The organism is Rhizobium giardinii bv. giardinii H152 (assembly GCF_000379605.1).
Classification (GTDB): Bacteria; Pseudomonadota; Alphaproteobacteria; order Rhizobiales; family Rhizobiaceae; genus Pararhizobium; species Pararhizobium giardinii.
Map to the genome: position 1 here is coordinate 49,733 of NZ_KB902691.1, position 25,192 is coordinate 74,924.

General features: G+C 61.1%; 27 protein-coding genes and 1 tRNA gene. 16 read left to right on the forward strand and 12 right to left on the reverse strand.

Translation table 11 applies throughout. The features are described 5' to 3' along the window. Positions 1-19: 19 nt before the first annotated feature. On the reverse strand, positions 20-1,108 hold the full coding sequence (locus tag A3AY_RS0121800) for a D-alanyl-D-alanine carboxypeptidase family protein (RefSeq protein WP_018327804.1): 1,089 nt from the start codon (positions 1,106-1,108) through the stop codon (positions 20-22). A gap of 176 nt (positions 1,109-1,284) precedes the next feature. Here A3AY_RS0121800 and A3AY_RS0121805 point away from each other — a divergent pair, with 176 nt between their 5' ends. The 3 genes from A3AY_RS0121805 (at position 1,285) to A3AY_RS0121815 (ending at position 3,420) form a co-directional block, all read left to right on the forward strand. Continuing rightward, on the forward strand, positions 1,285-2,448 hold the full coding sequence (locus A3AY_RS0121805) for a M20 aminoacylase family protein (protein WP_018327805.1): 1,164 nt from the start codon (positions 1,285-1,287) through the stop codon (positions 2,446-2,448). Positions 2,449-2,467: 19 nt separating this feature from the next. Beyond that, on the forward strand, positions 2,468-2,932 hold the full coding sequence (locus A3AY_RS0121810) for a winged helix-turn-helix transcriptional regulator (RefSeq protein WP_018327806.1): 465 nt from the start codon (positions 2,468-2,470) through the stop codon (positions 2,930-2,932). A 125-nt stretch (positions 2,933-3,057) separates the two neighbouring features. Beyond that, positions 3,058-3,420 (forward strand): hypothetical protein, encoded by a 363-nt coding sequence (locus A3AY_RS0121815; protein WP_018327807.1) that lies wholly within the window; start codon positions 3,058-3,060, stop codon positions 3,418-3,420. A 152-nt stretch (positions 3,421-3,572) separates the two neighbouring features. Here A3AY_RS0121815 and A3AY_RS0121820 read toward each other — a convergent pair whose 3' ends face one another. Then, complete coding sequence (locus A3AY_RS0121820) at positions 3,573-4,613, reverse strand: NAD(P)-dependent alcohol dehydrogenase (protein WP_018327808.1); 1,041 nt, start codon at positions 4,611-4,613, stop codon at positions 3,573-3,575. 221 nt (positions 4,614-4,834) lie between these two features. Here A3AY_RS0121820 and A3AY_RS0121825 point away from each other — a divergent pair, with 221 nt between their 5' ends. The 4 genes from A3AY_RS0121825 (at position 4,835) to A3AY_RS0121840 (ending at position 7,176) form a co-directional block, all read left to right on the forward strand. Then, a complete protein-coding gene (locus A3AY_RS0121825) occupies positions 4,835-5,776 on the forward strand; it encodes an AraC family transcriptional regulator (protein ID WP_018327809.1) in 942 nt (313 codons plus the stop codon). Between the two features lie 143 nt (positions 5,777-5,919). Continuing rightward, on the forward strand, positions 5,920-6,087 hold the full coding sequence (locus A3AY_RS39335) for a hypothetical protein (protein WP_018327810.1): 168 nt from the start codon (positions 5,920-5,922) through the stop codon (positions 6,085-6,087). Positions 6,088-6,354: 267 nt separating this feature from the next. Beyond that, the gene (locus A3AY_RS0121835; RefSeq protein WP_018327811.1) at positions 6,355-6,750 is read left to right on the forward strand and encodes a DUF1236 domain-containing protein; all 396 of its coding nucleotides are present in this window, start codon (positions 6,355-6,357) and stop codon (positions 6,748-6,750) included. A gap of 159 nt (positions 6,751-6,909) precedes the next feature. Then, the gene (locus tag A3AY_RS0121840) at positions 6,910-7,176 is read left to right on the forward strand and encodes a flagellar basal body L-ring protein FlgH (RefSeq protein WP_018327812.1); all 267 of its coding nucleotides are present in this window, start codon (positions 6,910-6,912) and stop codon (positions 7,174-7,176) included. 97 nt (positions 7,177-7,273) lie between these two features. On the opposite strand, the gene A3AY_RS0121845 is transcribed toward A3AY_RS0121840, so the two are convergent. From A3AY_RS0121845 to A3AY_RS0121855, 3 genes are all read right to left on the reverse strand, one after another. Continuing rightward, positions 7,274-7,350, reverse strand: a tRNA-Met gene (locus tag A3AY_RS0121845). 160 nt (positions 7,351-7,510) lie between these two features. Then, positions 7,511-8,734, reverse strand: a complete 1,224-nt coding sequence (gene mnmA / locus A3AY_RS0121850; RefSeq protein WP_040669126.1) for a tRNA 2-thiouridine(34) synthase MnmA — start codon at positions 8,732-8,734, stop codon at positions 7,511-7,513. A gap of 148 nt (positions 8,735-8,882) precedes the next feature. Continuing rightward, positions 8,883-9,629 carry a helix-turn-helix transcriptional regulator gene (locus tag A3AY_RS0121855; protein ID WP_018327814.1) on the reverse strand — a complete coding sequence of 249 codons (747 nt, stop codon included), beginning with the start codon at positions 9,627-9,629 and terminating at the stop codon, positions 8,883-8,885. A 526-nt stretch (positions 9,630-10,155) separates the two neighbouring features. Here A3AY_RS0121855 and sciP point away from each other — a divergent pair. Beyond that, positions 10,156-10,431, forward strand: coding sequence for a CtrA inhibitor SciP (sciP, locus tag A3AY_RS0121860; RefSeq protein WP_018327815.1), 276 nt, complete (start codon positions 10,156-10,158; stop codon positions 10,429-10,431). Between the two features lie 142 nt (positions 10,432-10,573). Beyond that, positions 10,574-10,855, forward strand: a complete 282-nt coding sequence (locus A3AY_RS0121865) for a GNAT family N-acetyltransferase (protein WP_026203704.1) — start codon at positions 10,574-10,576, stop codon at positions 10,853-10,855. A gap of 99 nt (positions 10,856-10,954) precedes the next feature. Here A3AY_RS0121865 and A3AY_RS0121870 read toward each other — a convergent pair whose 3' ends face one another. Beyond that, complete coding sequence (locus A3AY_RS0121870) at positions 10,955-11,305, reverse strand: hypothetical protein (protein ID WP_018327817.1); 351 nt, start codon at positions 11,303-11,305, stop codon at positions 10,955-10,957. A 443-nt stretch (positions 11,306-11,748) separates the two neighbouring features. On the opposite strand from A3AY_RS0121870, the gene ctrA reads away from it, so the two are divergent. Further along, positions 11,749-12,447, forward strand: coding sequence for a response regulator transcription factor CtrA (gene ctrA / locus A3AY_RS0121875; protein ID WP_018327818.1), 699 nt, complete (start codon positions 11,749-11,751; stop codon positions 12,445-12,447). A 223-nt stretch (positions 12,448-12,670) separates the two neighbouring features. Here ctrA and A3AY_RS0121880 read toward each other — a convergent pair whose 3' ends face one another. Beyond that, the gene (locus A3AY_RS0121880; RefSeq protein WP_026203705.1) at positions 12,671-13,033 is read right to left on the reverse strand and encodes a response regulator; all 363 of its coding nucleotides are present in this window, start codon (positions 13,031-13,033) and stop codon (positions 12,671-12,673) included. Positions 13,034-13,145: 112 nt separating this feature from the next. Continuing rightward, positions 13,146-13,793, reverse strand: a complete 648-nt coding sequence (gene chpT, locus A3AY_RS0121885; RefSeq protein WP_018327820.1) for a histidine phosphotransferase ChpT — start codon at positions 13,791-13,793, stop codon at positions 13,146-13,148. Positions 13,794-14,071: 278 nt separating this feature from the next. On the opposite strand from chpT, the gene A3AY_RS0121890 reads away from it, so the two are divergent. Further along, the gene (locus A3AY_RS0121890) at positions 14,072-14,662 is read left to right on the forward strand and encodes a DUF1134 domain-containing protein (RefSeq protein WP_018327821.1); all 591 of its coding nucleotides are present in this window, start codon (positions 14,072-14,074) and stop codon (positions 14,660-14,662) included. A 156-nt stretch (positions 14,663-14,818) separates the two neighbouring features. Next, positions 14,819-15,982 (forward strand): hypothetical protein, encoded by a 1,164-nt coding sequence (locus A3AY_RS0121895; protein ID WP_018327822.1) that lies wholly within the window; start codon positions 14,819-14,821, stop codon positions 15,980-15,982. A 6-nt stretch (positions 15,983-15,988) separates the two neighbouring features. Here the strand turns inward: A3AY_RS0121895 and A3AY_RS0121900 are convergent, their stop codons facing one another. Then, positions 15,989-16,816, reverse strand: coding sequence for a TrmH family RNA methyltransferase (locus A3AY_RS0121900; protein ID WP_018327823.1), 828 nt, complete (start codon positions 16,814-16,816; stop codon positions 15,989-15,991). Between the two features lie 13 nt (positions 16,817-16,829). Next, positions 16,830-17,213 (reverse strand): hypothetical protein, encoded by a 384-nt coding sequence (locus A3AY_RS0121905; protein WP_026203706.1) that lies wholly within the window; start codon positions 17,211-17,213, stop codon positions 16,830-16,832. Positions 17,214-17,244: 31 nt separating this feature from the next. On the opposite strand from A3AY_RS0121905, the gene A3AY_RS0121910 reads away from it, so the two are divergent. From A3AY_RS0121910 to rpoH, 3 genes are all read left to right on the forward strand, one after another. Then, positions 17,245-18,267, forward strand: a complete 1,023-nt coding sequence (locus tag A3AY_RS0121910) for an RluA family pseudouridine synthase (RefSeq protein WP_026203707.1) — start codon at positions 17,245-17,247, stop codon at positions 18,265-18,267. 158 nt (positions 18,268-18,425) lie between these two features. Continuing rightward, positions 18,426-18,683 carry a DUF2171 domain-containing protein gene (locus A3AY_RS0121915; RefSeq protein WP_018327826.1) on the forward strand — a complete coding sequence of 86 codons (258 nt, stop codon included), beginning with the start codon at positions 18,426-18,428 and terminating at the stop codon, positions 18,681-18,683. A 268-nt stretch (positions 18,684-18,951) separates the two neighbouring features. Then, complete coding sequence (gene rpoH / locus A3AY_RS0121920; RefSeq protein WP_018327827.1) at positions 18,952-19,857, forward strand: RNA polymerase sigma factor RpoH; 906 nt, start codon at positions 18,952-18,954, stop codon at positions 19,855-19,857. Between the two features lie 78 nt (positions 19,858-19,935). Here the strand turns inward: rpoH and A3AY_RS0121925 are convergent, their stop codons facing one another. Further along, the gene (locus A3AY_RS0121925) at positions 19,936-22,368 is read right to left on the reverse strand and encodes a hypothetical protein (protein WP_018327828.1); all 2,433 of its coding nucleotides are present in this window, start codon (positions 22,366-22,368) and stop codon (positions 19,936-19,938) included. 62 nt (positions 22,369-22,430) lie between these two features. Next, complete coding sequence (locus A3AY_RS0121930; RefSeq protein WP_018327829.1) at positions 22,431-23,729, reverse strand: adenylosuccinate synthase; 1,299 nt, start codon at positions 23,727-23,729, stop codon at positions 22,431-22,433. Positions 23,730-24,282: 553 nt separating this feature from the next. Between A3AY_RS0121930 and A3AY_RS0121935 the strand changes: the two genes are divergently transcribed. Then, positions 24,283-25,188 carry a DMT family transporter gene (locus tag A3AY_RS0121935; protein WP_026203708.1) on the forward strand — a complete coding sequence of 302 codons (906 nt, stop codon included), beginning with the start codon at positions 24,283-24,285 and terminating at the stop codon, positions 25,186-25,188. Positions 25,189-25,192: the final 4 nt, after the last annotated feature.

Sequence of the window (25,192 nt, forward strand, 5' to 3'; positions counted from 1 at the left end):
TATCCGATCGGTAAAGGGCTTAAAAAACGGGACGCGGGACCGGGATCGGAATATTGGCGACGTCGCCCTGTGCGGTCTCGGTCTGGCCGTTGACGTTTACAGCTTTTTCCGAGCCGGGGATAAGACCGGCGGTAACCAGGTTCAGGGGGCGGTTGATCTCATGGATGTAGGGCGACTGCAGTTTTTGCCGGCCGACTTCGTCCCGGTTTTCGGAGCGAATCTTTGCAGCCTTCGGATTGCAGATTTCCTTGCTGACGTCGGCGACCATGTCACGGGTCTCGCCATAGGGCGCGATCTGGCCGAGACCGGGCTTGCCGACGCCGGTCGATGTCAGCCCGAGTTGCAGCAACCGCGCCGATTCGTCCGCCCGGCCGCCCAGGCTGTCGGCGCCGAGCACGACGGAAACGACGGCGCGGCCGTTGCGCGTCGCCGAGGAAACCTGGTTGAAACCGGAGGCGCAGATGAAGCCGGTCTTCATGCCGTCGGCGCCGTCGAAGCGGCCGATCAGCATGTTGAGGTTGGGATAGTTCTTCTTGCCCGTGGTGAAGCCTTCATAGGCGAAATAGGAGGCGTATTGCGGGAACTCGCGCTTGATGGTGACCGCCAGCACTGCAAGGTCGCGGGCCGTCGTGTACTGGCCGGGACCCGGCAGACCATTCGGGTTGATGAAATGCGAGGAGGTCATGCCGATCCGCCGGGCCTCAGCGTTCATCAGGTTGACGAAGGCGGGCTCGGAGCCTGCGACCGTCTCGCCGATCGCAACCGCGATGTCGTTTGCCGATTTGATCAGCATCATCTTCAGCGCGCTGTCGAGCGTCACGGCCTGGCCGGGCTTGTAAAACATCTTGCTCGGCGGCTCGCCCGCGGCATTCTTCGATATCACCACCGGCGATTCGAGTGTCAGTTGGCCGGACTTCAGGGCGCGGAATGTGGTATAGGCCGTCATCAGCTTGGTGAGCGAAGCCGGATACCACTTCTGATAGATGTCCTGCTGCTCGTAGACCTTCAGCGAGTTGACATCGACGACCAGCTTTGGATTGGCCGCGCCCGGCATGGCAGTCACCAGAAGCGATGCGCAGGCACCCGCCAGCACCGAGAACAGCTTCATCTTGCCACTTGTCCGGTTTCCATTCGTCACCACAATCAGACCTCGAAATTTCGGGAATTGCCTCGTATCGTCCGGCTATTTAACCTATATGGCGAGGTAATGGCAAAGACCATTCTTCCGCGGCGATGCCAAAAATCCCGTACCCTATGCCCGCAATGGACCCACAGGAACCCACAATGCCCATTCTCAACCGCGCAGCAGAGCTCCAGAACGAAGTCACCGAATGGCGGCGACACCTGCACACGAAGCCGGAACTCCTGTTCGCCGTGGAAAATACGGCAGCTTTCGTCGAAAATAAACTGAGGGAATTCGGGGTTGACCAGATCGTCACCGGCCTTGGCCGTACCGGTGTCGTCGGCCTGATCAAGGGCAAGCTCGGCGAAGGCCGGACAATCGGGCTGCGCGCCGACATGGACGCCCTGCCGATGACCGAGACGAGCGGCAAGCCCTGGGCTTCCACCGTGCCCGGCAAGATGCATGCCTGCGGCCATGACGGCCACACCGCCATGCTGCTGGGTGCGGCGAAATATCTGGCCGAAACCCGCAACTTCAAGGGCGCGGTCGCCGTGATCTTCCAGCCGGCCGAAGAAGGCGGCGGCGGCGGCAACGAGATGGTCAAGGACGGCATGATGGAGCGGTTTGCCATCGAGGAGGTCTATGGCATGCACAACATGCCGGGCATGCCGCTTGGCCGGTTCGGCACGCGCGTCGGCCCGATCATGGCCTCGACCGACGAATTCACCATCACCATCGATGGTCGCGGCGGCCATGCGGCCCAGCCGCACAAGACCGTCGACCCGATCGTCATCGGCTCGCAGATCGTCAATGCGCTGCAGACGATCGCCTCGCGCACGGTCGATCCGCTCGCCTCCGTCGTCGTCTCCGTGACTAAGTTCAATGCCGGCTTTGCCCACAACATCATCCCGGAGCAGGCGGTGCTCGCCGGTACCGTGCGCACTCTGAGGCCGGAGGTCCGCGACCTCGCCGAAGCCCGCATCAAGCAGATTTCCGAAAGCCTCGCTTCCGCCTATGGCGCCAGGGTCACCATATCCTACGGCCGCAACTATCCCGTCACGGTCAATCACCGCGACGAGACCGGGCATGCGCTGGCGGCAGCCTCCGACATTGCAGGGGAAAGCAAGGTCTCGGCCGATCTCGACCCGATGATGGGCGGCGAGGATTTCTCCTACATGCTGCTTGCCCGCCCCGGCGCCTTCATCTTCATCGGCAACGGCGATACGGCCGGCCTGCACAACCCCGCTTACGACTTCAACGACGAGGCGATTCCGCACGGCATCTCCTATTGGGTGAAGCTCGCAGAAATGCGGCTGGCGGCGTGACGGCTTCGGGAGTGCGCCGATGCATGAAATAGACAAGATCGACCGGCGGATCCTCAATATCCTTCAGGCGGACGGGCGGATCACCAATCTCGAACTGGCCGACCGGATCGGCCTGTCCCCGACCGCAACCAGCGAGCGGCTGCGCCGCCTGTTGAAGGAAGGCTACGTCTCCGGCTTCGGCGCGCGGCTCGATCCGCACAAGCTGGGCTTCGGGCTCCTCGTCTTCATCGAGGTCATGCTCGACAAGACGACGCCGGAGGTCTTCGACAAGTTCGCCATCGCCATCAAGCAGGCGTCAGCAGTGCTCGAGTGCCACATGGTGGCCGGCGGCTTCGACTATCTCGTCAAGACCCGCTTCGAGGACATGCACGCTTACCGGAATTTTCTCGGGCAGGTGCTCTGGACGCTGCCGGGCGTCAAGGAGACGCGCACCTATGCGGTGATGGAAGAGATCAAGAACGACGGACCGCTGCCGCTGGTGTAACGTTACCTCCAGACAGGCGGGCATGCAATTTGACCCGCGCTTGCCGCAGGCTCCCCCTTTCAAACCGCCGGGGTTGCGCATACGCTTCGGCGTGCTCGATCATCAAACATTTTTAGTGGGGTCATATGAAGAAAATCATCGTCGCCGCCGCGCTTTTGCTCGCGGCCGCGTCCGCTGTGAACGCGCAAACCGTCAACGCCGGCAAATACACGGTAGAAGGCACCAATCTCGATGGGTCGAGCTATTCCGGCACCGCGGAAATAACATTGGCCAGCGAAACGACGTGCGTCATCGAGTGGGATACCGCGGGCGAGAAATCAACCGGCGTCTGCATGCTCAACGGCAATGCCTTCGCGGCCGCCTATGTGCTCGGCGACGCGCTTGGGCTCATCGTCTATAAGGTGAACGGCGACGGCACGCTCGAGGGCAACTGGACCATCACCGGCAAGGATGGCTCCGGCACGGAGACGCTGACGGAAGTCAATTGACGTCTTATGGAGAGTAGCCGGGACGACAAGCCCGCAAGGCCTTCGAAACGCGAGGTGAGCCGATTGTCCCGCCTTCCTTTTCAGAACTAAAAAAGTCGGCACGCATCCTGCTGCGTGCCGACGTCGTTGTCGAAAAACCGCAGACCCAGCGGTTACAGCGTCGCCATGTCGATAACGAAGCGGTAGCGCACGTCGCTCTTGGTGACGCGCTCGTAGGCTTCATTGACCTGGTCCATGCGGATCAGTTCGATTTCCGAGACGATGTTGTGTTCGCCGCAGAAATCGAGCATCTCCTGCGTCTCCTTGATCGAACCGATCATCGAGCCGGCGATCGACCGGCGGCCCGGAATGAGCGAGAAGGCATGCACTGGCACCGGATGTTCCGGAACGCCGAGCAGGACGAGCGTCCCGTCCACCTTCAGCAGGCCGAGATAGGCATTCCAGTCGATTTCCGCCGAGACCGTGCACAGGATGAGGTCGAACGTGCCGGCCAGCGTCTTGAAGGTCTCCGCGTCACTGGTGGCGTAATAGTGATCGGCACCCAGCTTGAGGCCATCTTCCTTCTTCGACAGCGACTGGCTGAGGACGGTCACGTCCGCGCCCATCGCATGGGCGAGCTTGACGCCCATATGGCCGAGACCGCCCATGCCGACGATCGCGACCTTCTTGCCGGGACCGGCGCCCCAGTTGCGCAACGGCGAATAGAGCGTGATGCCGGCGCACAGCAACGGCGCCGTCGCTTCGAAAGGCAGATGCTCCGGAATGGACAGCACATAGCCTTCCTTGACGACGATGTGATCGGAATAGCCGCCCTGGGTGGGCGTTTTTCCGTCCGCCTCAACGCCGTTATAGGTAGCCACGAGGCCAGGCATGTACTGTTCGAGATCCACGTCGCGGCTGGCACAAGTGGTGCAGCTATCGACGAAACAGCCGACGCCGACCCGGTCGCCCACCTTGAATTTCGAAACCTTCGATCCGACAGCAGTCACGATGCCGGCGATCTCGTGGCCGGGAACCATCGGAAACATCGAGTTGCCCCATTCGTTGCGGGCCTGATGAATGTCCGAGTGGCAGATGCCGGAATATTTGATACTGATGACGACGTCGTCCTCGCGCGGCTCGCGTCGTTCGAACGTGAAAGGTTGCAGCGGTTTCGACGCATCCGTCGCCGCATATCCTCTTGCCAGGGCCATAGATCACTCCTTTATGCCATGAAGCGGGGATTAAGGTGGAGGCGCGAGCGGCCTCTCCCCGAAGCGCACTATGCAGGCAGCGGCGAAAGGGTGTTAGAGCAATCCTGCAAGATTATTGTACGATCCTGCAAAATATCTCGCCGGCGTTTTGCAGACGCGTGCTAAAAGACTATCTCTCGAATTGCGTGATGAAGTCTAAATGGCTGGAAAGACTTTCGATTATGACAGATTCAAGAACCCCGCGCAGTCAGGAACTGATTGATCTCATTGCCCGTTTCGCCAAAGAAGACGGCGATCACGAAACGTCGATCCCCGGCTTGAGCGTTCATAGGCATTCGGGAACAGGCATCAAGGCATGTGGTGCCTACAAGCCGAGCCTGGCGCTGATCGTCCAGGGAGCAAAACAGGTGGCGCTCGGCGATGACGTCTACCGCTATGGCCGCGGCGACTACCTGCTCACCTCAATCGACCTGCCGGTCACCACCCAGATCGTCGAGGCGACCGTCGAAAAGCCGTATCTGAGCATGACTTTCCAGATCGACACCACCAAGATCGCCGGCTTCGTGGACCAAGCCGGTCAGGCGGATCGCAGTTCCACCCCAGCCACCCGCGGCATGGCGGTGAACGAACTGACGCCTGAGCTCGAGGACGTCGCCACGCGACTGCTGCGGCTGCTGGACCGGCCGCAAGACGTTGGGGTCCTGCTGCCGCTGATCGAGCGGGAGATCCTCTATCGCCTTTTGACGGGACCGCAGAGCGACCGCCTGCGCCAGATGGCCGTCACCGACAGCCAGTCGCACCAGATCAACCGCGCCTGCATCTGGCTGAAGGACAACTACGCCCTGCCGCTGAAGATCGAGGAACTCGCCAGCCGCGTCAGCATGAGCGTGTCCTCGCTGCACCATCATTTCAAGGCGATCACCGCCATGAGCCCGATGCAGTACCAGAAACAGTTGCGCCTGCAGGAAGCGCGCCGGCTGATGCTGGTAGAGATGCTCGATGCAGGATCGGCCGGCCATCAGGTGGGTTATGAGAGCCAGTCGCAGTTCAGCCGCGAATATGCCCGGCTGTACGGCGAGCCGCCGCGGCGCGATGTCGGCCGCGTCCGCCGCAGCCTGATGGACCGGCTGACAGGCGGTGTGGAAATGCTGAGCGAGGGATAGGCCCCAGGAAGCGAACTGGGCGCCCTGCCCTTACCGGTCAGGATCGGCCGATCTTAGCGGTCGTTAAATTTGTCGGCTTTCTCACGCCATTTCCTTTACGGCATTTCCGTAGCATTCTTGCACACAGAGGCGAGGAACATGCGATGGCAAGTCACCGAAGAGATGCATATTCGGCGTTCGCAGAAGATCATCGGCAACTGGGAGCCGCGAAAGGTCCCCTCTCGCCGACGCTGCGCATAAGGGCGCTGGCCGCCGCCGTACTGGCCGGCGCGCTGTTCTGGAGCGCGGTGATCTATTTCATCATCCGCTGAGGCTGCGTTGCCCGCCTCGGCACCGGTGCCGTGCCGCTGCCCGGTAGATTGGCGAACCTCCAGAAGCCACATTTTCCGACGCCCGCAACCGCAGCGGCGACCGGCCTTGCAGGCGTATCTCCAAGCAGTTTGACGCCATCGCGCTCGAAAAACCCGGCTGACACGGCGTTACAGCGCGAAACAATTTGCGATGACTTTTTTCGGAACGATCGCCCCTCCTCTCGCATTTTGGACCACATGGCCATGACAAAACGAAAGGAGTGAGCCATGAAAACCAAGATCCTGATCCTCTCCGCTGCCGCTCTCGGCATGATGTCCACCGCTGCGCTCGCAGAGGATGGCGCCATCACCGGTGCCGCCGGTGGCGCGGTTACGGGCGCCATCGTCGGCGGCCCGGTCGGCGCTGCTGTCGGCGGCGTCGTCGGCCTGGCGGCCGGCGCCGCTCTCGACCCGCCGCCGCAGAGGGTGGTGACCTACGTCGAACAGCAGCCGCTGCAGCAGTCGGTGGTCATCGAACAGCCGCTGGTGGTCGGCAAGCCGATCCCGCGCGACGTCGTCCTGATGCCCGTGCCGGAAGACACCCGCTATTCCTATGCGGTCGTCAACAACCAGCGCGTGATCGTCGATCCGAGAACCCATACGGTCGTACGGATCATGCAATAAAGCGGCAGCTCAAGCGAATTGAAGGGGCGGACGGCGGTCCGCCCTTTCGTTTGAGGAACCCCCGGCCCTTCGCCACCCTTTATATGCCGACCAATGGACCGGTAATGGGAACATTTGGCCGAGATAACGTGTAAAGTGAGCTTGGACGAGGGAAGCGATATGATGAAGATACTCATTCTAGCCTGCGCCGTCGCGCTGGCGTCGTGCACGTCATCAGAAGTGGAACCGATCCCCGGAAGCATCACCTACGGCGGCCACCAGCCGCGCACGAAGCTGACGAAAGCCCCGATCGGCAGCACGTTCACCAATCAGATCATGGACGAAACCGGCCGTATGGCCATCGAAACCTACAGGATCGAGGCGGACCGCTCTTTGACGCTGATCAGGCGGCAACGCATCCATCCCGACTTTTTCTCACACGATTGAGGACGTGGTTGCGTCGATCAAGGACATGTCGAACGCATGGGCGACCGCCACTCAGCGAGTTCTCTGATCTATGAGTCGGGTCGGACAATTTGGAAAATGGTAGCGGGAGAGGGACTCGAACCCCCGACACGCGGATTATGATTCCGCTGCTCTAACCACCTGAGCTACCCCGCCGCCGGAACGTTGACATGGGCCTTGGCCGCTGTCGTCGCCGTCAGTGGGGCGGCTTATAAGGTGCGGTTCATGCCGGTGTCAAGCCGAGCCGTTTTAAAAAATTGCAAGTTTTCCAATGGCCGTGCACGCCGAGCAACTGCGGCCCGGCGCTGCGGCCTACTTACGCAGCGGCCGAGCTGCGCAGCAGGTCCTTCAACGCCGCCTCGGCGGCCGCTTCGCGTTCAGAGCGCAGGATGAAACCACCGCCATAGACGCGGGCGTCCTCGCCGGTGCCGGAATAGAGCGCGCAGGCCTGCCCGGGGGCAACGCCCGCCTCGCCTTCCAGAAGTTCGACGGAGATGCCGCCTGCATCGGCGTGCAGTATGGCGGGTGCCGGCTGGCGCGTGGAGCGCACCTTGGCGAAGCAGGCAAAACCGCCTGCCGCGACTTCATGGATATCGCCGTCGCCCAGCCAGTTGACGTCGCGCAGATAGACGCGGCGCGTCTCCAACGCTTCCTTCGGGCCGACGATGACGCGACGCGAGCGAGCGTCGAGATGCACGACATAAAGCGGTTCGCCGGTAGCGATGCCGATACCGCGGCGCTGGCCGATGGTGTAATGCAGGATGCCCTCGTGGCTGCCGAGAACCCGGCCATCGAGATGGACGATATCGCCCGACAGCGCCGCATTCGGCTTCAGCTTCGAGACGATATCGGAATATTTGCCCTGCGGTACGAAACAGATGTCCTGGCTGTCTGCCTTCTTGGCGACGACGAGGCCCATCTCTTCGGCCAGCGCCCGGGTTTCGGCCTTGGTGAGGCTGCCGAGCGGGAAACGCAGATAGTCGATCTGCTCCTGAGTCGTGGCAAAGAGGAAATAGCTCTGGTCGCGATCGGCATCGGCCGGCCGGAAGAGCGCGCGGCGGTCGGGCGCGCCGGGCTGGGGATTTGCCCTGGAGCGGATGTAATGCCCCGTCGCCAGGGCATCGGCGCCAAGTTCGCGGGCGGTCGCGAGCAGATCGGCGAACTTGACCGTCTGGTTGCATGCGACGCAGGGGATCGGCGTTTCGCCGGCGACATAGCTTTCCGCAAAGGGATTGATGACGGTCTCGCGAAAGCGCTGTTCATAGTCGAGCACGTAATGCGGAATGCCGAGGACTTCGCAGACGCGGCGCGCGTCGTCGATATCCTGGCCTGCGCAACAGGAACCGGCCCGGTGCACGGCAGCGCCATGATCGTAGAGCTGCAGGGTGATGCCGAGGACATCGTAGCCCTCGCGCTTCAGGATGCCGGCCACGACGGAGGAATCGACGCCGCCGGACATGGCAACGACGACGCGCGTATCTTCGGGCTTGCGGTCAAAATCGAGACTGTTCACGGCTTCCAATCCGGCGTTCCGGTCCATCGGCGGGTTTCGGCACTTCTGCGCGACCATACCCTGTTTCCTGCAAACGGCCAACGCCGCAGCGAAGCGGGCTTGGGCGACGCCTGTCCGCAAGCCCGCTATATAGAAAGTCGCGAGGGAATGGACAAGAGAGCGCTGAAAGCGTGCTTCAGATCAGCTTCATCCGCATGGCGCGGGCAATCGCCTGCATCCGGTTGACGGCATCGAGCTTGCGCGTCGCGGTCTTGAAATAGCTGGAGACGGTGTAGACGGAGATCCCGAGAATGATGGCGATCTCGTCGCTGCTCTTGCCGGCCGCCGCCCAGCGCGGGCATTCGATCTCGCGGGCCGACAGCTTGTCGCGCACCGAGGTCCCGGCCTCGAAGGTGCGCTCGAGGGTTTCGAGCAACTGCAGCAGGGTCAGATAGAGATCCGCGGTCTCTGCCCTGTCCGGGTCGGCGCGCGTACCGGAAAGAAGGACGGCAAAAGCCTCACCGGCCGTCGTATGCATGAGGACGGCAAAGGCGTTGCGCATCGCCGGGCCCGCAAACAGCGTACCGATCGCATCGACGGCTTTGTCCCCCTCGGCGTTCACGAGGAGGACCGTTTCGGCAAAAATCGGCAGCTTTGTCTGGCGCAGGCGCTCGACCAGCATGCTGGCATGGAACACCGTAGCCGCATCATATTGCCGTACCATGTCGGAGGGCCAGTTGCTCAGCACAAGGCGCTCGGCAAAGCGCTGTTGCTCGCCGGAGGGAAGGCGCGCGATCATGAAGTGGCTGAAGCCAAACTTCGCCGTACACTGGCGCATCAGGTGCAGCACTTCATATTCCGTCTGGACTGCGGAACTGTTCATGCCGGAAAGGAAATCAGCATACGCCTCGGTCCGCAAGACCAGCCTGTCATGGTCGCTCATAATTTCGGTCACCACTTGCCGGCCCGGGCCGCCGGCGCCTCAAGAAAAATTCTCGTTCGGGTATTTTCTCTTAAAGCAGCACGGTTGGCCAAACAGCGACAAAACTCCGAAAGCGCCGGGAAAAGACACGATCGAAGCAACAGACCGGAGCTTGGAAATAATGTGATGCACAGAGCGCATTCGGAGCATCGAAAAGATGCTCTATTTATCAATAACGAGGCGTATCTACCAAATTTTCTATCAAACTGTACTGCTATATTTGCATGGCTCCCATGCGGACGCTTTGTCGAGAGCCTCCATCAGCTTGCAACGGGGATAAGAGAGGGCCGTTAAAAACTATTTGCCTTTGCGGGACACGCCCCCAACCGGCTGGCACTGCAGGGGCGGACAAATCTCAGGTCCATTGGCAGCGACGCCCCGGAAGCCTCTAAAATTATTAGCAAATTGTTACCGTGCGCTTAGGCAAATGTTAAATGTGGCAAGGTAGGTTGCACGTATATGGTCTTGAGTATGTGTAGAGAGTCCAATGACCGAAATGATACGACCCCGCGTGAAATATGTCATCGGACCCGATGGCAGCCCCTTGACGATTGCAGACCTGCCGCCGGCCAATACCCGCCGCTGGGTCATCCGCCGCAAGGCTGAAGTCGTCGCCGCCGTTCGTGGCGGGCTTCTGAGCCTGGAAGAAGCCTGTGAACGTTATACCCTGACCGTCGAAGAATTCCTGTCCTGGCAGTCCTCCATCAACGACCATGGCCTCGCCGGCTTGCGCACGACGCGTATCCAGCAGTACCGCCACTAATCGACGCGCCAAGCGAAACCATTTTCGGGCGGTTGCCATGAACCCGGCAACCGCCCGACGCATTTTCACCGACCAGCTACCCTTCGCGTTCTGCTCGCGGCATGCCATATATCCACAAGCAGACAATCCGGATGGGTGGCCCATGAATATCGAACTTGAGGAAGCCGGCTCGCACGGCCGCTACAGTGTGACGGTTGAAGGTCACACCGCCGAAATGACCTATTCCCGGTCATCGCCGCACCTGATCATCATCGATCACACCGCCGTCCCCGACGCGCTGCGCGGCAAGGGCGTCGGTCAGGCGCTCGCTGCCCATGCGATCGAGGCGGCCCGCAAAGGGGGCTGGAAGATCATTCCGCTCTGCCCTTTCATGCGCGCCCAGACGCTGCGCCACGCCGAATGGCAGGACGTCGTCCAGAGATAGGACTGCGCCGCCCCGACGCAACGCGCCAAAAACGCACAAGGCCCTCCTCACGAACTTGAGACAAGTCCGTCAGAAGGGCCTTTTTGCGCGCTGAATGCTTTAAGCGCGCATGCGAACGCCACTGTCGCGCTCTTCGAGCGCGGCCGCCTTTGCGAATTCCGCCTGGACTTCCTCCAGCGCCAGTTCCGCCGCATCCTGTTGCACCTTCAACTCCCGGACCGAGACCTGCAGGTTGTCGGCCCGCTGCCGGGCAGCCTTGGCAAACGTCGGATAGGCAAAATGCGAAGGATCGGAAATGCCAGACTTCTTCTCTTCGAACGTGATCTGGTTTTCCAATTCCTTGGTCATCCGCTCAAATTCGGCCATCATCATTTGAAGCTGGTTCAACTGACGCTGCTTCTCCTTCACCTGAAATTCCTTCAGGCGAACAAGGCTCTCACGTGACTTCATACGCAATACTCCCGTGATGCGAGACCCCGGTTACCGGATTATGGCCCGTCCAACCGACCTGCCGTGTCGGAAAATGAAAAAATTTCCAGCGATCTTAACAAAATCCTACCGCTGGTAACCTTTCGTTTACGGGCATCGTTAATCATAGGGACGATCATTTAAGGGTCAGTAAATGCCGGATGTTAAATTTGATGTTCGGCATAGATTGAGTCGGATGAGTCAGATAGCCGATTTTCTTAATGTGGCGCATTAAGGATGTCATTCCGGATTCACTTTGAAAATCAGAGGACTGCAAAAAATATTTAACATTTTCGATTCACCTTGCCAGAGTGAATCAGAATTTGTTAACCATTTGCTGGCAGCCTCCAAATCAGGCAACGACTGGATCCGTATCGCGTAAGGGGGCCATCAACGACCTTTCGGCGGCGGAAAAGGGGACAATTATGCGGGTTCTACTGATTGAAGACGACAGCGCCACAGCGCAGAGCATCGAACTGATGCTCAAGTCGGAAAGTTTTAACGTTTACACCACCGATCTCGGTGAAGAGGGCGTCGATCTCGGCAAGCTCTATGACTACGACATCATTCTGCTCGATCTCAACCTGCCGGATATGTCCGGATACGAGGTTTTGAGAACGCTGCGCCTGTCCAAGGTCAAGACGCCGATCCTCATCCTCTCCGGCATGGCCGGCATTGAGGACAAGGTTCGCGGCCTCGGCTTCGGCGCCGACGACTACATGACCAAGCCTTTCCACAAGGACGAGCTCGTCGCCCGCATCCATGCGATCGTCCGCCGCTCCAAGGGCCATGCGCAGTCGGTCATCTCGACCGGCGAGCTCATCGTCAACCTGGATGCCAAGACTGTCGAAGTCGGCGGCCAGCGCGTTCACCTGACGGGCAAGGAATACCAGATGCTGGAGCTTCTCTCGCTCCGCAAGGGCACCACCCTCACCAAGGAAATGTTCCTCAACCACCTTTACGGCGGCATGGACGAGCCGGAACTGAAGATCATCGACGTCTTCATCTGCAAGCTGCGCAAGAAGCTGGCCAATGCCGCAGGCGGCGCGAACTACATCGAGACCGTCTGGGGCCGCGGCTATGTGTTGCGCGAGCCGGACGGCGATTACGCCGAAAGCGCCTGATTTTCGCCTGTGCCATCACCCGGCGGCGCCCGCATTCCGCATATGTGGAGGCGCCGCGGTTGGTCGTGCCAAAGTGAATGTGAAAACCCGCCCGAAATGGCGGGTTTTTCCGTTTCTGGACCCGGGATGCATCGAGACGCCACCCCAACCGCCAAAAGCGCGCATTAAAAAAGCCGCGACCCGAGGCAGCGGCTTCATCTGGCGGATAGGGAATAGATTTTGCTCAGGCGGCAACCGAAGGGCTGCCGAAAACGCTGGTCAGGATCTTGCGATCGAAGGGCTTCAGAAGGAAGTCGTCGGCACCGGCCCGCTTGCCGGCCATCATCTTCTTCAGGTCGGCTTCGACGACGCAATAATAGATGCGCACGGTCTTGCCGTTGGGCAGGTTGCGGATATTGGCGATGAGGTCCAACGCGCCATCAAGAGCTGCATCGACGATGATGATATTCGGCAATTCTGCTTCGCAACGCACGAGTGCCTCGAGGCCGTTGGCGGCCTCGGACACCAGGAAATTCAAGCCGGAGAGAATGCGCTTTCCGACTTTGCGTACGACGTCAGAATCATCGGCAATCATTAACCGTTGCATCTCTAGCTCCTTCTTTATACTTAAGCGGGAGTCATTCCCTCACAACAACCGTATGCGGGTTTGGCAAAGATTTTGTTACCGCAGCAGCTAAAAAGAGATTTATTTCCGATCCTCAGGCTTCGGTCACCCTGGCGGAAAAGACGATCTCCTCCGGCGTCGAATCGACCGCGATCTCCATGCCAGCCTCCTCGGCAAGCAGGACCGTGTAATAGGGCTGGATCGTGTGTGCATCGACCGCTTCTTCAAGGGTGCCGGACAGAAGCTCGATCAGCCTCGGCGGCACGCGCATCATCCGGCCCCTGGCGATCAGCTTGAAGACCGCGTCATATTCAGGGTTTTCCAGCACGACCTCGATCGAGCCGCCGCGCGGAATGGCGCCATAGGCGATGAGGAAAAGATTGAGCAGCAGCTTCACCCGGTTCTTGGCGATGATCACACGCGGGCCGGTCCAGGTGACTTCGGTCTTTTTTTCGACGGAGGCGAAATCCTTCGCCGCCTTCTCGGCCTCGCCCGTATCGATCGAGGCGCCAACCGAACCGGAAGCGCCGAAGGCGAGCCGCGCGAACTTCAGCCGGACGGAGGCATTGAGCGCGCTGGTGCGGATCAAGTCCATCGCATCGGCATCCGCCCCGCCCTCGTCCAGAAGCTCGAGGCCGTTGTTGATGGCGCCGACGGGAGAAATGATGTCATGGCAAACGCGGCTGCACAGAAGCGCTGCGAGATCGGGACCGGTCAAGGTCAGGTTCGGGTTCTTTCCCATATCGTTTCCTCAATAGCCGTCTTTCGGCTTCCGGCTCATAAAGCGTGGTCTGGCGGCTGGCGCGATGCTTTGCCCAGCACTTGTGTAGCCCGCGAAGATTGCGCGGACATAGCGTCAAGGGCGAAGACCATAAAGACACCACATTTGGTAAACCGATTGTTAAGATCATCGGTTCAAATTGCTGACAATCAGCCCGGACCCGCGACAAGGCGGACCGGGGCAAGACAACGGCCCGCAAATGAACGCGCGTGGCCGCTCCCGGATTTACGGAGAAAGCTATGCAACGGATCGCCAATGCCGTGAAAACCATCCTCCTGCGCACGCTCGTGACGTTGACGGCTGCTTTCAGCCTTGTGACCGCTTCGCATGCGCAGAGTGCCAACGGCAACCAGTACAGCATGCAGGAAATCGTCGACGCCGGTCACGGCTTCTTCGGATCGACCGCCGGCGGCCTTGCCAAGGTGGTCGAGAACGCATTTTCCAAATACGGCCTGCCGAACGGTTACATCCTTGGCCAGGAAGGCTCCGGCGCTTTCGTGGCCGGCCTCACCTACGGCGAAGGCGACCTCTACACAAAGAACGCCGGACAGCACAACGTGTTCTGGCAGGGCCCGTCGCTCGGCATCGACTGGGGCGGCCAGGGCAGCCGCGCGATGATGCTGGTCTACAACCTTCCAGCGGTCCCCTCGCTCTACAAGCGCTTCGGCGGCGTCTCCGGCTCCGCCTATGTGGTCGCAGGCGTCGGCATGACCGTGCTGACCGATGACAACATCGTGCTGGTGCCGATCCGCACCGGGATCGGCGCACGACTGGGCATCAATGTCGGCTATTTGAAGCTCACCGAGCAGCCGACATGGAACCCCTTCTGAGATAAAGGCGCGGTTATTGTTTCCATCATTTGTTCAGCGGACGCGTCTTGCAAAAAAGGCGCGTCCGCGAATACTTGAAGTGATAGTGTGGGTACGCTTGCGAACCTGGTGAGACGAGAACCATTGCCGTGTGCTTCGAATTGAAATGGCCAGCCCTTGATTGAATTCGCACTCCTGTTTGCGCTCGGTTTCCTGACGGCGGCCATTCTCGGCCTTCTGGCTGCGCCTGCCGTTTACAAACGTATTGTCCGCTTCGCCGAAGATCGGCTGAAGGCGACGATGCCGCTGTCTCCACAGGAAGTGCGGGCACAGAAGGATGCGGCCCGCGCCGGTTATGCCGCGGAAAACGCCCGCACCAGCCAGGTCCTGAAGCGCGAACGCGACAAGACCGTTACCCTGATGCTGCAGAATGACGCCGTGCTGAAAGACGCCCGGCGCCTCGCCGGCGAGAATGCCGATCTGCACACCCAGATCGCCGACATGAATGTCGAGGCTGCCGACCTGCGTTCCACCGCCCGCCAACTGGAGCAGACGATCGAGCGGCTGAAAGCCAGTTTGGCGGACCTGGAGCGCGACAACGTCAAGAAGAACGCCGACATCAGGACTTTGCATCGTCAACTGGACCACTTCACCGCCGACCTCGATAACCTGAAGATCGACGCCGTCACCTCCGATACGGAGGCGGAAAACCTGAAAAGCCGCATTGCCGGGTTGAAGGATGAGCGTGATAACCTGCGCAACGAACTGAGAGCGGAAAGCGCCAGGGCGCGTGAACTGGAAGTCCGGCTTGCCCGCGACGAAACCCGCATCCGCCAGTTCGAAGCCAAGCTTGCAAGGGCGATTGCGGCCAATGCGGACAAGGATAACTTCCTGGAGCGCCGTGCAGCGGAAATCGAGCGGTTGAAGGCAAAGATCAGGGATGCCGGCGCTGCCGGCCTGGCGATGCCCGTGCGCAAAGATAAAAGGCCTCTGGCAGAAGTATCCTCCGCTGGCGGTCTGCCCGTCGACGCGAAGGCTACAGCGGACCAGTCCGGCCCCACAAGTGTCGCGATCGATCTGACTGCACCAGCGGAAGCCGCCCGCAACCGGGCGGCTGCCCTGTCGGAACGACTGGTCAATTCAAGAACGGCGTCTCACGACGACGCCCTGCGGGAAGAAATTGCCGAAATCGCGGCGACCATGGTGGTGTTGACGGCGACAAAGGAAGGCCCGGCCTCACCGATACCGGCCCTTCTCAACCCCGCAGGCGCGCAAGCCGACGGAAGCGGAAAAAGCCTCGCCCGCCGCGTCAAGAACATGCTGCCGCCCGAACAGCCATAAACGCCGTCAAATAAACCCGTTGATCATCGCGACCTGATGCAGCGCAATGCCGGTCGCCGTCGCGACGTTGAGGCTGTCGAGGCCGGGTCGCTGGCGAACGCGGGCCGTGCGGATCGAGGAGAGGATATGCTGCGGCAGCCCCTCGCCTTCCGTACCCACCAGAAGCGCGGTGCGCGGCGAAGGCGCAATGTCGCGCAGATCGGTTTGCCCGCGCGGCGACAGTCCCCAGATCGAGAACCCCTCCGCCTGCAGTTTCGACACCAGCGCGGCAACCGAGCCTTCGCGGGCAAAGGGCACGGTCAGGACCGAACCGACGGACACGCGGATCGCCTTGCGGTACATGGGATCGCAACTGGTTTCGTCCATCAGCACCGCATCGGCACCGAATGCCGCGGCATTGCGGAACATCGACCCCATATTGTCGTGATTGGAGATGCCACAGGCGGCCAGCACCAGGCTTTTTACGGGTAGACCACCGACCAGGACATCCATTCGGGGGGCTTGATCACGCCGCCCGAGCGCCATCACACCACGATGCATGTTGAAGCCGGCAATGGCATCGAACACCAGGGCATCGGCGACGTAGACGGGAATATCGGCCGGGAATTCAGCGAGAATATCACTGAGCCCGCTGACCCGGTTTTCGAGCAGCAGGATTGCCTCGGCCGCAACACCCCGGCCCGCCCGATGCGCGGCGGCAAGCATGCGCAGCACGACGGTGCCCTCGGCGATGAACCGGCCGTGCCGCCCGGTAAGATCCTTTTCCTTGATCGATACGAAGCCGGCGATGCGCGGATCAGCCGGATCGTCGATACGGACGGGGACGTTCGTCACGAGCCTGTCCCGCTCAGTTCGGCTTAACAGTCACATCCGCGACGATGCGGCCGGCCGCGATATCGAAAATGAACGCCTTGCGGTCGCCACTGCCGACCGCGCCGTAGAACAGGATCTGGCCGCCCGACAGGGCAACATCCGAAACCTCAAATCCGGCCGGAAGGGCGGCAACCGCAGTCTGCGGCGCATCGCTCGGAACTGAAACGGCGGCCGTTTGCGGGCCATCCTGGTCGCTCAGCCGTGTTAGCTTGTAGACAATCGCTCCAAGCACGACCATAAGCATCACCAACATGACACCGGCCGAGACAAGCTGCAGGCGGATCATCTTGCGGCGCACGTTCTCCATCACCGGATCGAGCGGCTTTTCTTCCTGTTCGTCTGGTTTCTGAGTAGACATGGCTGGCCTTACCTGCGGAATGGAACGAAGAATGAGCGATCCCTTTAAACAAGCCCCGGCGATTAGGAAAGTCCTGACCGCAAATGAGGACGCAAGCGGGCGCATGGACGCGTTCCTGACGGAGGCGCTGGCCGGCGAGTTTTCCCGCAACCGCATCAAAGGCCTGATCGAGCAGGGCGAGGTTACCGTCAACGGCAAGACCGTGACGGAGGCGAAGAAGAAGGTGCAGCCGGGCGACGTCTTCGAGATCGGCCTGCCGGAACCGGAAGATCCCGAACCCAAGGGCGAAGATATCCCGCTCGACGTGCTCTACGAGGATGACGACCTGATCGTGCTGGTCAAGCCGCCAGGCCTCGTCGTTCATCCCGGCGCCGGAAACTGGACCGGCACGCTGGTCAATGCGCTGATCCATCATTGCGGCGACAGCCTGTCGGGCATCGGCGGCGTCAAGCGCCCCGGCATCGTCCATCGCCTGGACAAGGATACCAGCGGCGTCATGGTCGTGGCCAAGAACGACGGGGCACATCGGCATCTCTCCGACCAGTTTTCCGACCACGGCCGCACCGGCCCGCTGGAGCGCGCCTACATGGCCGTCGTCTGGGGGCGGCCACGCGGCCTGAAGGGGACGATCGATGCACCACTCGGCCGCGCCGGCGACCGCGTCAAGCGTGCCGTCAAGCAGGAAGGCACGGATGATGCGCGCGAGGCGATCACCCATTACGAGGTCATCGAGCGCTACCACGAAAAGCCCGATGCGACGGCGCTCGCTTCGATGGTCGAATGCCATCTCGAAACCGGCCGCACGCACCAGATCCGCGTGCACATGGCTTATATCGGCCATCCGCTGATCGGCGACCAGGATTATGGCGCAGCGTTCAAGACCAAGGCCAATCTGCTGCCGGATGCAGCAAAAGCCGTCGTCAACCGCTTCCCCCGCCAGGCGCTGCACGCTTTCATGCTGGCCTTCGAGCACCCGTCAACCGGCGAAACCATGCATTTCGAATCGCCGGTTCCCGACGATATGCGTGAACTGGTCGAGGCACTGCGCGGTTGAAGCAAGGCGAATACAGCCTGCTATTCGCCAGAGCGAACCGGAGAACACGAGCGAACTACCGTGCGTGGCGTACAACCTGACTTAGGGGCCTAACGTCCGGACATATGCATCCTTTTGCGGCTTGGCGCGTTTTACCAACCTGTGAAAAGGAGAAAACCATGTTCGATGTCAGTCAAATCAAGGAACACGCCGAGATCATCAGCGCGGACGGCCTGCACATCGGGACCGTGGATCGCGTCGAAGGAAAGCGGATAAAGCTCACGAAGAAGGACAGCGGCGCCGGTCACGAAGACCATCACCACTTCATCGATATCGACCTTGTCGAAAGCGTCGACGACAACCGGGTTCGCCTGACTGCAAGAAGCGCAGATGTGATCTCCTCGGAGGAGGAAGAAAGCGGCTCTTCGGTTCACTGAACGGGATTGCCGTTTATTCCCGCTTTGCGCGGGACGGGCCGGACAAATGGGTGAATTTTGTGCAATTCCGCCCTTGATATCTCGCCGGAGAACACGATTTACATGTGGTAACCTGCATGGAGCATTCGCTTCTCCGGCTTCGCGCCCGCGTGAAACCGGAGTCCTTGAATCATGCTTTCGCCGCACTTATCTATGAGCATGTGGGGTCGGACAGACCCACAAGCCCGGCTTGCCACAAGGAGGCCGGAACGCGAAAGGGGGGTGCATAATGGCCCGCAGTACGTTACCGTCCATTACCGCCGGAGAAGGCGGTCTCAATCGTTACCTCGACGAAATCCGCAAGTTTCCGATGCTCGAGCCGCAGGAAGAGTACATGCTCGCCAAGCGGTACCAGGAGCATGACGACCGCAAGGCGGCCCATCAGCTCGTGACCAGCCATTTGCGCCTCGTGGCGAAGATCGCCATGGGCTATCGCGGCTATGGCCTGCCGATCGGCGAAGTCGTTTCCGAAGGCAATGTCGGCCTCATGCAGGCCGTCAAGAAGTTCGATCCGGAACGCGGCTTCCGCCTGGCAACCTACGCCATGTGGTGGATCAAGGCCTCGATCCAGGAATATATCCTGCGCTCGTGGTCGCTCGTCAAAATGGGCACGACCGCCAATCAGAAGCGGCTGTTCTTCAACCTGCGACGTCTCAAGGGCAAGATCCAGGCCCTCGACGAGGGCGATCTGAAGCCTGAGCAGGTCAAGCAGATCGCCACGACGCTGAACGTGTCTGAGGCCGAAGTCGTGTCGATGAACCAGCGTCTTTCCGGCGATGCGTCGCTCAACGCGCCGATTAAGGCGGGGGAAGGCGAGTCCGGCCAATGGCAGGACTGGCTGGTCGATGACCACGACACACAGGAAGAAATGCTCATCGAGCAGGACGAGCTGGAAAACCGCCGCAGCCTGCTGTCGGGCGCCATGAAGGTGCTGAACGATCGCGAACGCCGTATCTTCGAGGCTCGCCGCCTGACCGAAGAGCCTGTGACGCTCGAAGACCTGTCGACGGAATTCGACATCAGCCGCGAGCGCGTTCGACAGATCGAGGTCCGCGCCTTCGAAAAGGTTCAGGACGCCGTTCGCAAGGCCGCGCTCGACCGGCAGAATGCCCTTCGCGTCGTCGAAAGCGCCTGATCGGATCGCCATTTCAACAAAAAGCCCGGCTGGATCATTTCCAGCCGGGCTTTTTTCGTTCAGGCGGCGCCTGCCAAATTACTGGCCGGCGGGGTTCGGCTTGGCGGCGAGGCTCCAGGCCTGCATGGCCTTGGCGAAGGCCTCGGTGCCAGCAGGACCCTTTTCAAGCGTCAGCAGCGCGCGGCGACCATTGCGATAGGTCAGCGGGATATCGATCCAGCTGCGGCTGCGCAGCAGCTCTGTATTCGTCGCCACTGCCTCGGGGAAATCGTTGAGCGCGATCATGTGGAAGTCTTCCGTGATCTTCGCCGGCACAGCGATCAGCGGATCGCCACGATCCTGCTCGTTGCGCTTCATCGCGACCCGCTGGACGCTTTCGATGCTGCCGCCCTCGAAATTCTCCGGCAGGGAGAAAACGAACTCGATGACATGGCTCGCCGGCAGCGAGGTATCGGCATTGCGCTTGATCGTCATCAACGCCGTCAGACCGCGTTCCGGAACATTGATCTGCGCCTGGACGACCGGCTCCGGTTTGGCGTCGCCACCCGGAGATTCCTCCTTCACCGACCAGGCGACATTGCCCTCGATCGCCGTCGGCGCGGACTGTCCGAGCCGTTCTTCATAGAGGAACATTTTCTGGGCGCCGGCAGGAATCTGCTGCGTCGCGGGATTGACTGCGTTCTGCTGCTCCGGCACCGCCTGGGCGGGTTGGGCATTGTCGGCCTGGCCGCCGGGCGTTGCCTGCGCGACGTCCTGCGGTGCGCCTGCCTCTGTCTGCGCAGCGACGGATTTGCCTTCCTCGGAGGCCGCTTCCCCGCCCGGCACGGGTGCAGGTCCCTGATCGACCTCCGTACCATCCGCCTGCAGCCGCTGCGTGAATTTGGTGCTGCTGCCTTCAACTGAAGCCACCTCAGTGCTGGGCGGGGTTTCAGCCTGTTTGCTCGCCTCCGGCGTGGCGACGTTCTTGGTCGCTTGCGAGCCCGTCGCATCCGGCGTCTTCTGCGCCGGGATCTGTGCAGTCAGGGAATCAATCGTGGCGGTAACCCAGGCGTTCACCGCCTCCTGGTTTCGCCAATACGCATAAGTCGCGCCACCGAGAATGATGAGAATAGCCGCTACGATCGCGATGACCTTTAGATTGATCGAAGAACGCTTCGGTTCGGCACGGTAGGAGACGGGCCTGGAGGCAACCGCCAGATCCTCCCCGACACCCGCCGCTTCCCGATTCTGCTGAAAGGCCGCTGCAGCACCAGTCGCCGCCGGGGCAGCATTGTAATGGAGAAGGTCGTCGACATCATTCCAGGCATCGCCGGCAGGCTTCTGCTCGTCCGCCGGGGCTTGTTTCTCGACAGGCCAGGACCAGTCGGAAATGGCAGGCTCGGTGCTGTCCGCGCCCGTTGCCGATTTCTGGGTGAAGGGATCGCTGTCGTCCCATGCCCAGGAGTGCGAGGGTTCGGCGGTCTCCTGCTCTTTGCCGCTGGACGCGGCGTGCGGTGACGCGGCCGGTTCGGCGCGCTCATAGTCTGTGAGGTCGGGAATTTCGTCGGTGATCGCACTCTCGCCCGCCGCCTCGGTCCAGACAGATTGGCTGTGCGCGACGACTGGAACCGGATCGTTCCACTCCGGCAATTCCCACTCGGACGACGCCGAGGGCATCGGCTTGTCTTTGACGGTCGCCGGCGCGCTGAACTCATCCTCCAGAAGACTCGACACATGCGCGTCGTCCTGGGACGAGGTTTGCGCGGCAACGGCATAAGGGGGTTCGGAAGCAGCTTGCGGCAGCTCGTCTTGCGGGAGTTCGTCTTGCCGCAGTTCGTGCGGCGGCTCGTCTTGCCGCAGTTCGGGTTGCGGCAGCTCGTCTAGCGGCAGTTGGTGTTGCGGCAGTTCGTGTTGCAGCGGCTCGTCTTCGGCCGGCACTTCAACAGTCTCGCCCGTCTCGGCCAACTCCGCTTGGCTGACAGGTTCCGCGGCCGGTGCTGGTTCGCCCTGCTCGCCGTAAGTTTCCCCCGCCTCGGCAGCAACCGGCGCAGGCTCTGGCGCCGCCGTTTCCTCGTAGCCGGGGCTTTCAACCGTTTCGTCGATAGGCGCGACGGCATCGACATGAGCTTCAACCGGCTGGTGAGACGGCTCCTCGACAACGTCGCCATGACTGTCCTCGGCGTCTGTTTCGACAGCCGGGTGGGCTTCAGCGACAGCCGGGGGCGCTTCCTCGGCGACAGCGGGTTCCTCAGCGGCCTCGACGGGCTCGGCAGCAATCTCGGGCGGTGCCGCTGCCAGTTCCTCCTCAAGCGCCGGAAGCGCTTCGGCGTGATCGCTCTCGACTTCCATGATGGCCGCTTCCAGCTTGACCATCTGGCGCTCGATCATCTCGTCGGAGGGACGAGGCTTCATGCTTTCGAGTTGACGGCGGACGGCGCCCCTGGCCTTTTCATAGACCTTGGCCCGCATTTCGGGAACGTTGTCCGACAGACCATCGACGGTCCTTCGAATGACTGCAACAAAATCCGCCATCAGAACTTTCTCATACAATCGGCGTGTTTACGCCAGACCCATCCCCAGTCGCAAACGCGAGACTAGTCCTCAAACGGGTCTGTCACAAGTATCGTGTCATCGCGCTCGGGGCTGGTCGAAAGCAGCGCGACCGGCGCGCCGATCAACTCCTCCACCTGGCGAACATATTTGATCGCCTGGGCCGGAAGATCTGCCCATTTGCGGGCGCCGACAGTCGATTCCTTCCAGCCTTCCAGCGTAATGTAGACGGGCTTTGCCTGCGCCTGCTGCGCCTGGCCGGCCGGCAGATGATCGATCTCGACGCCGTCCAGCGTATAGCCGACGCAGATCTTCAGCTCATCGAGCCCGTCGAGCACATCAAGCTTGGTCAGCGCGATGCCGGTAATGCCATTGGTCGCCACAGACTGGCGCACAAGCGCTGCGTCGAACCAACCGCAGCGGCGCTTGCGACCCGTCACGGTGCCGAACTCGTGGCCCCTTTCGCCGAGGAACTGGCCGATTTCGTCGTGCAGTTCGGTCGGGAACGGTCCCTCGCCGACCCGCGTCGTGTAGGCCTTGGTGATGCCGAGGATATAGCCGAGCGCACCCGGACCCATGCCTGACCCTGCAGCTGCCTGCCCCGCCACGGTATTGGACGAGGTGACGAAAGGATAAGTGCCGTGATCGATGTCGAGCAGCGTGCCCTGCGCGCCCTCGAACAGGATGCGCGCACCCTTGCGGCGATGACGGTCGAGCAGCAGCCAGACGGTGTCCATGAACGGCAGGACCCGGGCTGCGATGGAGGACAGTTCCGTCATGATCGCCTCATGGCTCACTTCCGCCTCGCCAAGGCCGCGGCGCAGCGCGTTGTGGTGTGTCAGGAGACGGTCCACCTTGGCCGGCAGCGTGTCGAGGTCGGCAAGATCCATGACCCGGATGGCGCGGCGGCCGACTTTGTCCTCATAGGCAGGGCCGATGCCGCGGCGGGTGGTGCCGATCTTGGTGCCGCTGTTGGACGCTGCGTCTTCGCGGATACCGTCGAGCTCGCGATGCAGCGACAGGATGAGCGTCGCATTGTCGGCGATGCGCAGGTTTTCCGGCGTGATCGTCACGCCCTGCTTGTCGAGCTTCTCGATTTCGGCGATCAGCGCATGCGGATCGATGACGACGCCATTGCCGATGACGGCGAGCTTGCCCGGACGTACGACGCCCGATGGCAGCAGGGAAAGCTTGTAGCTGGTGCCGTCGATCACCAGGGTATGCCCGGCATTGTGACCGCCCTGAAAGCGCACGACGACGTCGGCGCGCTCCGAGAGCCAGTCGACAATCTTGCCTTTGCCTTCGTCACCCCATTGCGATCCGACCACCACGACATTCGTCATTTCAGTTTTCCTGTTTCCACGCGCCAGTCATTGCGCTGTCTTCAAACCCGCGCATCTATACTGTTTTGTTTTTTGGAAAGCGACCCTGTTTAGGGCTGGATCGGGGCTTTTTGCATGACAAAGAGGGCATTTAAGCCTCGAAGAGAAAGGCAGGGCCGACTTCGGCAGTGCGGGATCACAGCAGATACCCGCCGGACGGACAGGATTGACCGGTTATTCGCCCCTCCTTGCATCCGTCAGCAAGCACACTGCGCCAAGGTATTTTACAACGCGCGCCGTCACCCCCTGTTCGCAGCCAACGGCTACTGCATATTCCTTATACGACGAGTTATGGAGGAATTATGCAGGAGTTTCAAATCGCTAGAGCGCCGCACATACCTGCGTTCCGTCGCCTGTAGACCCGTCCCCATCCGGCACGGCTAATAATGCGGGGTTGCCTTATGTTCGCCGGATTGATTCAATGCGAACGCGGTGTGATGACGGCCCGATTTGACCGCGCTATTCCGCCTGTCGCCATCGTACTCCACTTGCCTCGCCCAGGAACGCCGTGCCCATAAATCTTCAAGCCTATGTCATTCTTTGCATCACCACCCTGATCTGGGGCGGCAACTCGGTCGCCGGCAAGATGGCGGTCGGCCATGTCAGCCCGATGATGCTGACCAGCTTGCGCTGGGTGGTTGCCTGTACCGTGCTTCTGATATTCGCGGCGCCGCAGGTGCGCCGCGACCTTCCCGCGATCCGCAGGAACTGGCTGCTCCTGCTCGGCTACGGCACGGTGGGCTTCACCGCCTTCAACGCGTTTCTATACTCAGCGCTGCAGTATACCAGCGCCATCAACGCCGTCATTGAGCAGGCCGGCATCCCCATGGTGATTTTCGTGCTGAACTACCTGCTCTTCCGCACGGCCTTTTCGATGGCGCAGATCGCCGGCTTCACGCTGACGCTGTTCGGCGTGGCGCTGACCGCGTCGCATGGCGATCTCTCCACGCTCCTGTCGCTCCAGCTCAATCAGGGTGATGCTCTGATGATGGCCGCCGTGCTCGTCTATGCCGGCTATACCGTGGCGTTGCGCTGGAAGCCGAATATTCACTGGAAAAGCCTGATCGCGATATCCGCCCTGGGCGCCCTGCTTAGCAGCATACCGCTCATCGTCTGGGAGTTTTCCACGGGCCGGCTCCTCTTGCCCGATGCTCAAGGCTGGGCCATCGTCGCCTATGCCGGCCTGTTGCCTTCGCTGGTGTCGCAAATACTCTATGTGCGCGGCGTCGAACTGATCGGTCCCAACCGCGCCGGCCTGTTCATCAACACAATCCCGATCTTCGGCACGCTCCTGTCCATCGCGCTCATCGGCGAGGCGCTGCAGACATTCCATGTCGTCGCCATGGTGCTGGTGCTGGGCGGCATCGCGGTTGCCGAGAGGGGCCGGCCGCGTCCGCAGCAAGAGGCCGAGGCGAGTTAGACCA